Origin of the sequence: Nocardia coffeae, from assembly GCF_019890715.1 — a bacterium.
Taxonomy (GTDB): Bacteria; Actinomycetota; Actinomycetes; order Mycobacteriales; family Mycobacteriaceae; genus Nocardia; species Nocardia jiangxiensis.
Genome location: NZ_JAINZY010000013.1, coordinates 80,989 through 94,691, shown reverse-complemented (window position 1 = coordinate 94,691; position 13,703 = coordinate 80,989). Strand labels below are relative to the sequence as shown.

At 66.4% G+C, this 13,703-nt stretch carries 13 protein-coding genes and 1 riboswitch; of the genes, 9 read left to right on the top strand and 4 right to left on the bottom strand.

The features are described from left to right. Positions 1 to 27: 27 nt before the first annotated feature. Both K7711_RS35640 and K7711_RS35635 read right to left on the bottom strand, forming a co-directional pair. On the bottom strand, positions 28 to 996 hold the full coding sequence (locus tag K7711_RS35640) for a cytochrome c oxidase assembly protein (protein ID WP_222975541.1): 969 nt from the start codon (positions 994 to 996) through the stop codon (positions 28 to 30). Between the two features lie 169 nt (positions 997 to 1,165). Continuing rightward, entirely contained in the window at positions 1,166 to 2,155 is a 990-nt protein-coding gene (locus K7711_RS35635) for a cation diffusion facilitator family transporter (RefSeq protein WP_222975264.1), read from the bottom strand. 137 nt (positions 2,156 to 2,292) lie between these two features. Further along, positions 2,293 to 2,462, top strand: a riboswitch (M-box (ykoK) riboswitch). 312 nt (positions 2,463 to 2,774) lie between these two features. On the opposite strand from K7711_RS35635, the gene K7711_RS35630 reads away from it, so the two are divergent. The 5 genes from K7711_RS35630 (at position 2,775) to K7711_RS35610 (ending at position 7,542) form a co-directional block, all read left to right on the top strand. Continuing rightward, positions 2,775 to 2,954, top strand: a complete 180-nt coding sequence (locus K7711_RS35630; protein ID WP_222975262.1) for a hypothetical protein — start codon at positions 2,775 to 2,777, stop codon at positions 2,952 to 2,954. 97 nt (positions 2,955 to 3,051) lie between these two features. Then, positions 3,052 to 4,794 carry an NRAMP family divalent metal transporter gene (locus K7711_RS35625; protein WP_222975260.1) on the top strand — a complete coding sequence of 581 codons (1,743 nt, stop codon included), beginning with the start codon at positions 3,052 to 3,054 and terminating at the stop codon, positions 4,792 to 4,794. A 126-nt stretch (positions 4,795 to 4,920) separates the two neighbouring features. Continuing rightward, positions 4,921 to 5,394 carry a MarR family winged helix-turn-helix transcriptional regulator gene (locus K7711_RS35620; RefSeq protein ID WP_222975257.1) on the top strand — a complete coding sequence of 158 codons (474 nt, stop codon included), beginning with the start codon at positions 4,921 to 4,923 and terminating at the stop codon, positions 5,392 to 5,394. A gap of 332 nt (positions 5,395 to 5,726) precedes the next feature. Next, entirely contained in the window at positions 5,727 to 6,062 is a 336-nt protein-coding gene (locus K7711_RS35615) for a histone-like nucleoid-structuring protein Lsr2 (RefSeq protein ID WP_040823809.1), read from the top strand. 130 nt (positions 6,063 to 6,192) lie between these two features. Further along, a complete protein-coding gene (locus K7711_RS35610; RefSeq protein WP_222975255.1) occupies positions 6,193 to 7,542 on the top strand; it encodes a sensor domain-containing diguanylate cyclase in 1,350 nt (449 codons plus the stop codon). Between the two features lie 389 nt (positions 7,543 to 7,931). Here K7711_RS35610 and K7711_RS35605 read toward each other — a convergent pair whose 3' ends face one another. Beyond that, positions 7,932 to 8,951 carry an alpha/beta hydrolase gene (locus K7711_RS35605; RefSeq protein ID WP_222975253.1) on the bottom strand — a complete coding sequence of 340 codons (1,020 nt, stop codon included), beginning with the start codon at positions 8,949 to 8,951 and terminating at the stop codon, positions 7,932 to 7,934. A gap of 330 nt (positions 8,952 to 9,281) precedes the next feature. On the opposite strand from K7711_RS35605, the gene K7711_RS35600 reads away from it, so the two are divergent. Further along, entirely contained in the window at positions 9,282 to 10,553 is a 1,272-nt protein-coding gene (locus K7711_RS35600; RefSeq protein WP_222975251.1) for a PucR family transcriptional regulator, read from the top strand. 101 nt (positions 10,554 to 10,654) lie between these two features. Here the strand turns inward: K7711_RS35600 and K7711_RS35595 are convergent, their stop codons facing one another. Then, on the bottom strand, positions 10,655 to 10,846 hold the full coding sequence (locus K7711_RS35595; RefSeq protein ID WP_040823819.1) for a hypothetical protein: 192 nt from the start codon (positions 10,844 to 10,846) through the stop codon (positions 10,655 to 10,657). A gap of 377 nt (positions 10,847 to 11,223) precedes the next feature. On the opposite strand from K7711_RS35595, the gene K7711_RS35590 reads away from it, so the two are divergent. The 3 genes from K7711_RS35590 to K7711_RS35580 all read left to right on the top strand — a co-directional run bounded on the left by K7711_RS35590 (position 11,224) and on the right by K7711_RS35580 (position 13,568). Next, complete coding sequence (locus K7711_RS35590; RefSeq protein WP_222975249.1) at positions 11,224 to 12,126, top strand: helix-turn-helix domain-containing protein; 903 nt, start codon at positions 11,224 to 11,226, stop codon at positions 12,124 to 12,126. A 147-nt stretch (positions 12,127 to 12,273) separates the two neighbouring features. Continuing rightward, a complete protein-coding gene (locus tag K7711_RS35585) occupies positions 12,274 to 13,098 on the top strand; it encodes an SAM-dependent methyltransferase (protein WP_222975247.1) in 825 nt (274 codons plus the stop codon). Positions 13,099 to 13,169: 71 nt separating this feature from the next. After that, the gene (locus K7711_RS35580; protein ID WP_222975244.1) at positions 13,170 to 13,568 is read left to right on the top strand and encodes a hypothetical protein; all 399 of its coding nucleotides are present in this window, start codon (positions 13,170 to 13,172) and stop codon (positions 13,566 to 13,568) included. The last annotated feature ends 135 nt before the right edge of the window (positions 13,569 to 13,703 follow it).

Here is a 13,703-nt window from a genome sequence, read left to right as displayed (position 1 = left end):
TACTTCGGTGGCACGGCAGTTCGCGTTTCAGCGGCCGAAGCGCTGCCGCAACTGCGGATCGCTCTCCCACCACAACCCGCTCTGCACCGCGTCGGCTCCCCCGGTCTCCGGACCTGATCGGCTGAATTTCTGCCGCCGGGCGGGTGCCGCGGGCGCGGCGGCAGCCTCTGCCGCATCCAGTTCGGCATCCACCTCGGCGGCCTTGCGCCGCTCGTCCGAGGCCCACGAACGCATCAGGGCCAGCAGATACGGCAGCCCCAGCACATCGCCGAGCACCCAGATGATGCCCGCGGCGATGGTCTGATCCATCCGCAGGTCCGGTCCCCAGGTCCGCCCGACCTCGGTGTAGTAGTCGAGCGCCACCAGCGGCCCCCACCACAGCACGATGCCGAGGACGCCGTCGGCGAGCGATTCGAAGATCGTGATCAACAGCGACAAGCCCTGCGAATAGCGGTGCGGCACCGGATCGGTCTGCAGTCGCGAGTAGAAGTAGACGAATCCGATGACCACCAGCACGATCCGGGTGACCGCGTCCGCCGCGCCGTGTCGCAGCACGATCTCGTACCAGGGACTCAGGAAAAGCAACCACGGCACGGCCAGCATCGCCAGTGACGGCGCGAGTGGGAAGGTCACCGCACGGGCGATGCTCGATTCCAGGATCCGGTCGAGCCGGGCCTGTCCCTCCGGGCCCAGCGCTTCCCGCAACACCGTGAACGGACGTCCGCTGGCCAGCCCGAACGGCACCACGTACAGCAGCAGCAGGGTCTGCAGCGCCCGCACCCACATCAACGTATCGGAATAGACCCCGACGACACTGATCCCGCTCAGCAGCCAGATCGCCAGGCCCATCAGCCCGAAGGCCGCCAGCCGCCCACCGGGAATCGCCGTGCCGCGGCGTGCCGCGCGGGCGCGAGCCGCCCAGTATCCGGCACCCAGCGCGGCGGTCACCACGACCGTCGAGGTATCCCAGCGCCAGGATTCGAATACGGACTGCATGGTCAGCGGCGTCTCGATCCATCCCACGGCAGCCAGTATGCTCCCGCGCCCATCGCCGACCAGACGAGGGCGGCGAGCCTGGACGCACCGGTCGCCGGACAGCGGCGCCCGAGCCACGGAAGGATCTGATGCCGCCTCGGCGCGACGGATCACCACCGCGCCGAACGGATCAGTGGCGCAACGTCTTCGGGCTCAGATGCGCCTGCCCGTGCGCATCGGTGCATTGCGGCTCGGGCGGCGCGCCGAGGGCGATCAGTTCGGGACGCGCATGCTCGACCTGCAATGTGGCATGGCCGATGTGATGCTCGTCATCGAGCCAGTGCGCCAGATCCTCGCGCACGGCATGGCAGTCCCGCCCGGCCTCCACGAGAACGTGTGCCGACAGCGCCGGCGAACCCGAGGTTATCTCCCAGATGTGCAGATCGTGTACCTCGACCACACCGTCCCGGGCCGCCATCGCCTGCCCGATCTCGGTCGGATCCAGGTCTGCGGGAGCGGCTTCGAGGAAGATCCGGCTCGAGGCGCGCACCAGGGAGACACCGGCTCGCAGCATCAGCACGACGACCACCAACGTGGCGATCGCATCGGCGCGGACGAATCCGGTCAGCACGATGACCACGCCGGCGACCGCGGTCGCGATGAAGGCGAACAGGTCGGTGAGGATGTGCTGATAGGCGCCCTCGACATTGAGACTGGTCCGGTTGGCACGCGAAATCATCCAGGTGGCAAGGAGATTCACCACAACACCGACGAGCGCCGTGCCGAGCACGAGGCCGCCGGTCACCTGGGGCGGATACAGCAGGCGGCGGACGGCCTCGTAGGCCAGCCACACCGACAGCAGCAGCAGGGTGATCCCGTTGGCCTGCGCCGAGAGAATCTCGACGCGTTTCCAGCCGAAGGTCATCCGTCCAGCGGCCGGCCGTGCGGCCAGGCGGATCGCCCAGAGCGCCAACGCGATGGAGGCCGCATCGGTCAACATGTGCGCAGCGTCGGAGAGCAGTGCCAGCGAACCTGCCGCAATGCCGACGAACACCTCGGCGAGCATGAACGCCGCGATCACCGCCAGCGCTCCGGCGAGCCAGCGTCGATCGCTCTCGGAATTCGCGTGCACATGACTGTGCGCGTGGTCGTGCCCGTGCCCCGCGTGCGCGGCCCCCATCCGGTCTCCTTCCGGCGTAGACGATCTTTCTCCTGCGATAATATGCACACATCACTATGTATGCAAGGGCTTCGAAATCCCGCCGTCACAGCCCGGACGACTTGACTTCTCGAGTCGAAGAGTCGAATATTTCCGGGTCAGCACCTCGCTAGGCGAGGCTCCTGTACGAACACAGGCCACTGATCCGACGACGTCGAGAGACGCCCAGGGTTAGGACAGATCTTCCCGGATTAAGGGGTGATCCGAAGTGGCTTCCCGGTCCGGGATACGTCGTACAGTGCCGAAGCTCTGACGAGAGGGGTGCCGCCTCGCCGTTTCGGGCAGGGCTTCTCCCTTCGGCCATCGTGGTGCAGACGATCGAGCAACGACGTGCGCGTGCGTCCCGGCAGCAAGGAGGTGAGGGACGAGATGAAATCCGACGATAGTCCGTATCCGAGTCCGGGTCGACAACCCGTTTCGTTCCCAACTTGCTGCAACTTCCCCGCAGCCCGAGCGACACGTAGATAAGCCATCGACATCCCCGCGTATCCTTCCGCGCGGTCGAGTCGATGCATGTCTCCGTGCGTCCGGGGCTGCCCGGATTCCCTTGCGGTGGTTGAAATTCCGCAAGGAGCACGTCATGATCCGCACCATCACCTCCCCCCGCCGCACCGCCTTACGGAGCGTCCTGGGCGAATCGGTTCGCCGCATCCGCGCGCGCTACGACCTCACGCCGCAGGAGCGGCACAACCTGCATCTCGCACACATCCCGCCCGCGGTCGTCACCGCATCCCTCGGCGGCCACACCAACCACCGGTAGACGTCGCCTGAGCCAGGCCACCGCGCGTCCTGCCATCGACGTCACGGCCGCGAAATACGCAGTACAACAACATATTTCAGGAAGAGAGGGAAAGGCCATGGCCTTCTTCTCCAACGGCGCGTCCCGCCGCGCCGGCACCACGCCGGTACCGGCCGACTCCTCGACCGCCGTGCTCGACAGCGCACACGTCGGCGATATCGTCGGCGCGCTGGGCACCATCCGCCGGCACGACACCGCCGAGGGACGCAGCCGCCTGCAGCGCTTCCGGATGCTGCTCGCCGTCATCGGCCCCGGTCTCATCGTGATGGTCGGTGACAACGACGCCGGCGGCATGGCCACGTACGCGCAGGCCGGGCAGAACTACGGCATGGCCCTGATGTGGACGCTCGTACTGCTCATTCCGGTGCTGTACGTCAACCAGGAGATGGTGGTGCGGCTCGGCGCGGTCGCCGGGGTCGGCCACGCACGATTGATCTTCGCGCGGTTCGGCAAGTTCTGGGGCGCGTTCAGCGTGGGCGATCTGTTCATCGTCAACGCGCTGACCATCGTCACCGAATTCATCGGTGTCTCAATGGCTCTCGGCTACTTCGGGCTGCCCAGGCGGGTGTCGGTGCCGGTGGCCGCGGTACTGCTGTTCGCGGTGGTCGCGGGCGGTTCGTTCCGGCGCTGGGAGCGGTTCCTGTTCACCCTCATCGCGATCAACGTCGTGATGTTCCCGCTGGCATTCATGGTGCACCCGAGCGCATCGACCACGGTCCGCGGCCTGCTCCCGTCGTTCCCGGGCGGGCTGAACTCGACTCTGCTGCTGATCATCGTCGCCATCGTCGGCACCACCGTCGCACCCTGGCAGTTGTTCTTCCAGCAGTCCAACATCGTCGACAAGCGCATCACCCCGCGCTGGATCCGCTACGAGCGGGTGGACCTGTGGGTCGGGATCGTCGTGGTGATGATCGGCGCGGTCGTGATCATGGCGGCCGCCTCCTTCGGTCTGGGCCCGGCCGATCGGGGTGCGTTCTCCGACGCCGGTGCCGTCGCGCACGGACTGTCCGCACATCTGGGCACCACGGTCGGGGCGATGTTCGCGATCCTGCTGCTGGACGCATCACTGATCGGCGCGAATGCCGTCGGCCTGGCGACCACGTACACCCTGGGCGACACGCTCGGCAAGCGACACTCGCTGCACTGGAAGATGAGCGAGGCCCCGGCCTTCTACATCGGATACGCGTTGCTGCTGGCCGCCGCCGCTGCGGTGGCGTTCAGCCCCGACCACGTACTGGGCCTGCTGACCCAGGGCGTGCAGGCCCTGGCCGGTGTGCTGCTGCCCTCGGCCACGGTGTTCCTGGTTCTGCTGTGCAATGACAAAGCGGTACTGGGGCCGTGGGTCAACACCACCCGGCAGAACATCGTCGCGGGCATCATCGTGTGGGCGCTGGTACTGCTGTCGCTGGCCCTGACCACGGCGACCTTCTTCCCGCACCTGTCCACCGCGAGCCTCGAGCTCGGGTTCGGCGCGGGCGCGGCGATCGGGCTGCTCAGCGGAGTCTGCCTCGCGGTCACCCGGCAGCGAGGCGAGCGCCGCGGAATCGAGCGAACCGCCGCGGAACTGGGCGGCCTGGACCCCGACCAGGTCGAAGAGTTGGACTCCACGCCGCTGTCCCGCCAGGAGCGCAGGTCGATCCTGACGGCAGATCGCGACGCCTGGCGCACCCCGGCACTGGAAACCCTCGAACGCCCGAACTTCTCGCCGTTGCGGATGGCGGGCATGATCGCCCTGCGCGGCTATCTGGCCCTCGCGGTCATCCTGGTCGCGGTCAAGATCGTTCAGCAGATCGGCGGGTAGCCCGCTCGGCAATCCAATCACCGCCCCGGATCGACCGAGTGACGGCCGGGCGGCCCATCGCACTGCGCGGTGGGCCGCCCGGCCGCTGTCGTTCGCGGGTCGAACACCATATTTCATACTGGATTCGTGACCGAGGAACCGCAGGACGCCACCGCGCCGACCGACGCCCGATCCGCGAGTGAACTGGCCGAATCGGCCGCCGATCTGCGGGTCGCCCTGAGCCGTATCCTGCGCAGGCTGCGGGCGGCGCACTCGAGCATGGAGGTCACCCCGTCCCAAGGTGTGGTCCTGAGCCGGCTGTACCGTGACGGTCCCGCGACCGTGGCCGCGCTGGCCCGCGCGGAGAACGTCCGACCGCAGTCGATGCGGGTCACCCTGGCCGCGCTCGAGGAACGCGGCCTGGTCTCCCGGAGTCCGCATCCGACCGATCAGCGGCAGGTACTGCTATCGATCACCGATACGGCCGGACAGCAACTCGCCGCCGCGCGCAGCGCCAAGGAGGACTGGCTGGCTCAGGCGATGGCGACCGAACTGACCCGTGCGGACCAGAATGCGCTGCTCGCCGCGATTCCGCTGTTACAGCGACTGCTCGAACACTGATCTCGGCACCGCTCTCTCGAACCCCACGAATACCGCATTCGGCAAATATCCCGCACGCGTGGGCACCACCGCCGCGGTTCCATCCCGGAACAGGGGCGAACATTGGGCATCCGCATCGTCGCGGGGCGTCACGATGGTGAGGGCTCACAGGATTCACATATCCGAATGCCCACACCCCGGACAATTCCAGCACCGTGGGATTGTTCAATACCTTTAGCCGCATTCCGGTACCGCAAACGCGCCGAATAGCGCTGGATTCGCTGCATTCACAGGTAATGCGGTACGGTATATGCAATCCGAGTTGATCCGTGTCCGTGCGAAAGGGCTCAGTGATGGCCAAGAAGGTCACCGTCACACTCATCGACGATTACGACGGGAAGTCCAAAGCGGATGAAACCGTACAGTTCTCGATCGATGGTGTGGCCTACGAAATCGATCTGTCCACGTTGAATGCCGGCAAGCTGCGGGGCTCGCTCGAAGCCTGGACGGATAAGGCCCGCAAGGTCGGCCGGTTGAAGGCGGGCAGCACCTCGCGCTCGAAGTCGGCCGCGGATCGCGAGCAAACCGTCGCCATCAGGGAATGGGCCAAGAAACACGGCTACAACGTGTCGGCCCGCGGGCGAATTTCCTCCGAGATCGTCGCCGCTTATCACAAAGCCAACAAGTAGTCCCACGCTCGACGTTTCTCCCGAGCCCCGGTGGTCACGCGACCGCCGGGGCTCGATGGTTTCCGGTAGCCTAGGATTCCGGTGCGGCGCCACGCCGTTCCCGCAAGTCGCAGCGTCGGATCGAGCGGGGGTGGGTTTGACACGAGATCACCGCATCGCGGAACTCGCCCGCCGGTGGCGTGACGCGGTCGTCGATACCGGTTTCGTGCCGATGTCCGACCGCGAACTCGAACAACTGCTCGCCGATCTGCTCGATCGATTGATTGCCACGCTCACCTGCGAATTCTTCGACCCCCAGGACGCCGCTGCGGTCGGCGCCGCACTGGTGCACGCGAATCTGACCGATCCGCGGGTACTGTCCCGTTCGGCCCGCGTGCTGAGCGGACTCACCGCATTGATCGGCCCGCACGAGGAACGGTTGATTCCGGTCCTCGGCGAGATGGCGCGCGGGTACACCGACGAATTGCTCGCCATCCGCGCACGGCATCAGGAGATGCTGCAAGGGGCGATGTCCGATGCCCGTATCGCCGCCGAAGCTCGATTCCGTGTCGTATTCGACAACGCAGCGATCGCCATCGGGATCGGCGATACCAACGGCCGGGTCGTGGAGGCCAATCCGGCACTGGCCGCCATGGTGGACCGCCCCCTGCCGGAATTGCGCGGACTACCGGTGTGGGATCTGGTGCATCCGGACGATCACGACCAGGTGCAATCACGCGTCTTCGACGAGCTCATGGCCGCCGGGTCCGGCACCGTGCGGCTGGAAGTGCGATATCTGCGCTCCGACCAGACCGGCGGCTGGGTGTCCTGGGCGATCACGCTGGTTCCGGCATCCGCAGGGCGCGCGGCCTATCTGCTGGTGGTCGGCGAGGACACGACCCAGCGCCGCGCGCTGCAGGCCGAATTACATCGCCAGGCGCGGCACGATCCGCTGACCGGGCTGTCCAATCGGCGTCAGCTGGTGGAAACGTTGTCGCGGATCATCGCCGACGCCGATCCGGACGATCGAATCGGACTGGGCTTCATTGATCTGGACGGATTCAAAACCGTCAACGACACGTACGGCCACGGCGTCGGAGACCGGCTGCTCGTCGCCGTGGCGACGCGATTGGCCGAGCGAATCGGGGATGCGACCCTGGCCCGCGTCGGCGGGGACGAATTCGTCGTGCTACTCCCGCCGCCGTGCGATGAGACGCGGATCACGACGGTCGCCGAGGCGTTACTGGGTGCGCTGGACGAACCGATACCGGTCGACGAACATCGACTCACCATTTCGGCATGTATCGGCGCGGTGGTGACACCGGTATCCGGAGCGGACGCGGAAAAACTGCTCGATGCCGCTGACGCGGGGTTGTATCGGGCCAAAGCCGCGGGGCCGAATCGCTGGGTGTTGCACAGTATCGACATGACGGCCGGGGACGGGGTCGACGAGCCCGCGATAAGTCCGATCCGCGACAAGACATTCCAGCGACCAGCGTGATGAATGTTCGGGCGGCTCCGGCTTTTTCGAGTCGATCGAGGTGACGATGGACCCGAGGCTGCTGGCCGGTAGCTCGAATTCGACCGCGGTACACGGTATTCCAGTGGATCGACTCCCCCGTCGCGGGCAGGACGGCCCCGCCCCGGCCGATCAGTTCAGGGCAGCAGGAGCTTGGTGAGGAAGGTGGAGATCGTGGAGCCGAGCAGATCGAGGAAATGCGGAATCATTGCCGGGGACCTTTCCGTCTCGCGAGGGTGATATGCGCCGGTTGTGGCGCGGATACGGGTGCGGCATCAGCTGCCGCACCCGCCGAACATCTGATCAGGTATTCGACACGAACGGCGCCCCGGATGGGCCGAATCATTGCCCGAGGACATGCTCCGGGCCCGTCAGATGCCCAATGCGCGCGCGAATCCGGGCCAGGCCGCATGCAGTGACTGCTGCCAGTAGGGCCACGAGTGCTGACCGCCAGGCACGTACTGGAAGGTTGCCGGTATACCCAACCGGGTGGTCGGGGCCTGCAACTTGCGCGTGCAGTTCGCCACCACCGACTCCAGCATCCCGCCCGCGGGCGGAGTAACCCCGGCCGTATCCGGGCCGCCGGTGCCCGCACTGAGGTACAGGTCCAGCCCGCGCAACCGGGTCAGGTTCGCATCGGTCGACGGATCGTCGGCCGCCCAGCCGGGTGAGCCGTCCGGACCCCACATGTTCCACGGATTACCGCCGCCGGAGGCGACCACGGCCTGCACGTAGCGCCGACCGGGATCGGTGCTGGTCTGCGCGCATCCGCTGAACGAGCCCACGGCCCCGTACAAACCCGGCGCGGCCTCGGCCAGCGCCAGGGCCGAGGTGGCCGACATCGATACGCCCGCAATGGCATTGCGCCCCGACGTGCCGTACGCGGCATCGATGATCGGCGGCAGCTCGCGAGTCAGGAAGGTGGTCCACTTGTTGCGCCCCAACACCGGATCGTCGGCCTGCCAGTCGGTGTAGTAGGAGTACCGGCCGTCGAGCACGGTGACGACGTTGACGTTCTTGTCCGCCGTGAACGGGATCAGATCGGTCTGGGTCTCCCAGGAGGTCTCCTTGCCGCCCCAGCCGATCCCGTCCTCGGCGCCGTCGAGCAGATACAGCGTGGGCCGCGGGACGCTGGTGTCGGCCGCGCGGATGACATCCAGCGCGATCACCCGGTTCATCGCCGCGGAGTGCACGTAGACCGTGGCCCGCCGGGCATCGACGTTCACCGTGTGGTCGATATGCGATCCGTCCGCAGAGGAGGCCGGAACCTGTGCCGCGCCGGCGGACACCGGCGCCAGTACCGGAACGGCCGCGAGTGTCAGGACCGCCGCCGCGAACCGTAGTAGCGTGGCCAGGCGTCGCCCGGCCGTCCCGCGGGTGTGATCGTTCATACCGCCGCCTCACCATGTACCCGGACAGAGTGCGGCACCATCGCCACAACGGCGTGGCACCGTCGAGGCAACGCCCGGGTTACCCGCACGAGTTCCGCGAACACCGAGAATGCGGCGCAGATCACCAAGATCAACCACGCCGCATGGCCGTACTCGCCGCGAACTCCGCCGAGCCCTCGATTACCGGCCAGTACTGTGATCGATCACTATGAACGCGCAGTACCACATTCCCAAACATCACGATGGTGCAGGAAAACTGCCATACGGAATCTCGAAACAATTACGGTGACATGGCAGGGCAGTAACGCGGGGGTGGAAGGGAGTTCGCCAATGTCTGTCACCACTCCGGACCGGCCGGGACTGACCATGTCGGGGCGGCCGATGTCGCTACCGCTCAAGGACGTCTGGGCGCTATCGCGACAGATGGTGGGCCACTTCGTCGAAAACGTAGCACCGTGCGGGACATTACCCGGCGACGCGATCTACGGCGACGTCACCACCATCACGCGCACCTGCCTGGAGCTGGCTGTCAGCATGCTGGACGGCAAGGACGTGCGCGCCAAGACCGAGCGGCTCGAGGACGCCGCCGGCCAGTGGGCACGCGAGGGCGTACCCATCAACACCATCCATCACGCCATCCACGAGGGTTTCAAGATCGGCCTGGATCTGGTCACGGGCGCGGCGGTGCGGCATCAGTCGCTCGGCGCCGAGGCCGGGAGCGAACCGATGCTCACCCTGAACACCGCCGACTACGAGAACCTCGTGGACGGGGCCAAGCGCGTGGTGGAGATGCTCGACACGATGACCACCGCCGTCTCGGTGGCCTACGTCCGCGAGCTCAAGGCGGTCGTGAGCGAACATCACACCGCGGTGCACACGCTCACTTCGGCGCTGCTGGGCGGGCATCCGACCTCGACGATGGCCCGCGAATGCGGGATCGAGATCGCCGAGCGGTACCGCGTCATCGCCGTGGCGATTCCGCCGCATCCCGAAGAAGCCAGCCCGATGCTGGACTCGAAAGTGGTGGCGCGGCGCAAACTTCGGCGCGTGCAGGCCGAATTGGCCTTGCGCTGTGGCGAATCCCTGTTGTCGCTGCTGTCGGTGGACGGCGGCACTCTGCTGATTCCGGCCGAGCAGTTCGACGACGAGGGCCTGGAGAAGCTCGTCGGCCGACTCTCGCACGCCGCCAGGGTTCCGGTCACCGCCGCGGTCGTCACCACCGCGTCCGCGGAGATCCCCACCGCCGCCGATCAGGCGCATCAGCTGCTGGACATGGTGCAGCGGTTGCAGTCGGTGCCGGGACTGTACCGATTCGACGATCTGGCTCTGGAGTATCAGCTGACCCGGCCGGGTCCGGGCCGCGAATATCTCGGCTCACTGCTGGACCCGCTGGACGAGCACGCCGAACTGCTCGACACCCTGCAGACCCATATCGCGCACAACCTCAACCGCCAGCGCACCGCCCGGCTGCTGCACGTGCACACCAACACCGTCGACTACCGCCTCAAGCGGATCGGCCAGCTGACCGGTTTCGATCCCACGCAGGCCAGCGGCCTGTGGTATCTGCGCTCGGCCCTGGTCGCCCGCACCTACGGGAGCTGACGAGAAGTCCGGCGCCCGCCTCGAGGGGGCGGGCGCCGGGCACCCGGCCGAATCCGATCACGGTTCGGGTGCTGTCCGATCATGTTGCGGGCGAAGTCGTTTCAGCGTTCGCGCGTGGAATCGGGCCGGATCCGCCCGGCCTCGACGAGGGTGCGGTACGCGGCGCCCTTGCGGGGGCATTCCTCGCGCAGGCAGCCTCGATGCCGCTGCATCGTCAGATGCGCCTCGCTGACGGTCAACTGGCCCTCCGGAGCCTCGTGCGGCCAACCGGCCGGCCACAGTGAAATGTCCATATCAGTCGTCGTCCAGACCTGCGGAGAGGTACGCCACGGCATCGAGCCATCGTGCGCACGTGAGCGCGTGTTCGACGCCGAGGATTCGGCGCGCGAGCGGATCGGTCAGTTCACCGGGGACATCGCGACATACTCGCCCGTCGCCGAATCGACAAGGTGCCGAACACATTTGCGTGGTCGTCGTCATCCGACTCCCCCTCCGCCGAGGTGTATCCCGGTGGCCGGCAAGACCATCCGTGATACCGAAAACATGATAATCTGAACGTGATAGATGTTAGCGTGATTATCACGCGAGGGCTACAGCAAGATTGCATTCGGCCCCGGAAGTGGTTGCCGCGGAAGGAGTTTCAGGCGCTCCGCCGGTGCGCCGATGCGCCATGGGTACACGATTACGCACGGCACGAAAACTGCTGCTGGGCCGCGAGATCGAGCACATGCTCAGCACCGCCGGGGTCAGCCAGAGCGAAGCCGCGAAGATCATCGAGACCAGCCAGAGCCGTATCGCCATGCTGACCGTCGGCACGGGGTCGATCACAGTCGGCGATCTCGAACGCCTGGCCGCCGAGCTCGGCTTCACCGACGAGACCTATCTCGAATCGCTGAAAGAGCTTCGCCGCGACAATCATCGACGCGGCTTCTGGAATACCGGCTACCGCCGCGCCTACGTCGACGACCTGCGCCTGCTGGTGGATTTGGAGGCCCATGCCGGTCTGCTGCGGGTGGCCGAGGCCGAGATCATGCCCGGACTTCTGCAGTGCGAGTCCTACATTCGCGCACTGCACGAACCCGAGGCCACCCCCGACCCGGATCTCGACGCGGTCACCGTGGAGGAATCGGTGCAGGCCAGGCTGGCGCGCCAGGAGATCCTGCTGGCGCAACGCCCGCCGGAGTTCCATGCGATCCTGTCCGAATCCTGCCTGCGCCGCGAATACGGCGGACGTTCGGTCATGGTCGAACAGCTGGAACATCTTCTGGCACTGTCGAAACGGGCCAACATCCTGATCCAGGTGCTGCCCTTCACGGTGACCACCCGGGGTGCGGGCGCCGAGGACAGGTTCACCCTGATCCGCGTGCCCTCCCCCGGCGCGGCCGGCGATCTGGACATGGCGATCGTCGAAAGTCAGGGCGACATCCGCTATATCGACGACAAACCGGCCGTCACCGCCCGCGAAGCCGTGTGGTCACGGCTGTCCGCGGCAGCCCTGAGCGCCGAGGATTCGCGGCAGTTCGTCGAACACGTCGCGCGCTCGTTCCGTCGCAAAACGTTCAACAACCCATAAGCGCAGATCCACCACCACGAGTTCGCCGGACAAACCTGTCGGCGAACAATTCGACGACTCAACGAGATTCGACCACTCAACGAGGAGAAGGCACATGTGTGCACACGCCCGTCCCCCGGCCGCGCCCGAGTCACGGGAGGCAGCGCGATGAGTGCCGAGGACTTCGAATCACGTGAGATCGATGCGACCCGCCCCTCGGCCGCTCGCATGTACCACTACTACCTGTCCGGCGAGGCCGTCTTCGATGTGGACAAGGTGTTCGGGGAGCGAGTGTTCCAGGCCATCCCCTATCTCGACGTGATGGCCCATCACAACCGGGAGTTCCTCCAGCGCGCCACGAAATTCATGGTCGCGCAAGGAATCCGGCAGTTCCTCGACATCGGCTCGGGTCTGCCGACGGTCGGCAACACTCACGAGGTGGCCGGGGCGCTGGATCCCGCGAGCCGGGTGGTCTACGTCGACAACGACCTGGAGGCGGTCAACCGGGCCCACGAACTGTTGACCGAGCAGGATGCGCTCGACCACACCGCGATCATCGAGGCCGATCTGCGCCTGCCCGATGTCATCCTGGATCATCCCGACACTCGACGGCTGATCGACTTCGACGAGCCGATCGGTCTGCTCATCGTGAGCGTATGGCCCTTCGTACCGGACAGCGACCGCCCCGCGGAGTTGATGTCCCGGTTGCGAGACGCCCTGCCGACGGGCAGCTACGTGGCCATGAGCCATGCGTCCATGTCCGAGGCGCCCGAGGAGCTCGTCGCCCGGATGGCCGCGCTGGCCGAACTGTATCGCGAGACCTCCGATCCGGCGACGATGCGGAGCCGGGAACAATTCGCCTCCTTCTACGAGGGCTTCGAGCTGGTCGAACCGGGCATCGTGTACGCGGCCGACTGGCGGCCCGAGCAGCCCGGCGACCCGCAGGATCCGGCGCGGCCGTGTAATTTCGCCGCGGTTGGTTACAAGGGTTAGATACACCTGGTAGGTACGCGGGACCGCTAGTCCCGCGTATCTGCGTTTTTACTCCGTAGAAAGGGACACCGATGACGCTGCTACCTACCTTCACCGTGGGCGAATTCCGCAAGGCCGCACGCAGCTCCCCGAATCAGAACTGCGTCCGCATTGCCCGCAAGCAGGGGTGGACGGCCGTCTGGGACGACAAGCGCAGCACCGACGCCACCACTGCGGCGACGACGCTGCCGGACAGTGAACTGCTCCTGCTCACCGATGCCCAGTTCGACAGCTACCAGGCCGCCGTGCGCGCCGGGGACAGCGGCCGTTCACCGCTGAACGTCACCCGGCGCACCGACGGCATGTACATCTTCCGCATCATGACAACGTCGTCGGATGCGGCACACACCGAAGTCGAACTCGTCTTCGATCAAGATGAACTCGACGCCTTCCACGACGGTGTGTTCAACCACGAGTTCGATCACGCCTGAGGCCGAGTCGAACACGTCGACGGCGGTCGCGTGGACTCCGTATGCCGCTGGCATGTTCCCCCGCGACCGCTCCGATAAACCCCTTGCGCACCAACCACTTTAAGCGCTGATCTCGCCACGCGCACCCCGGTTGCA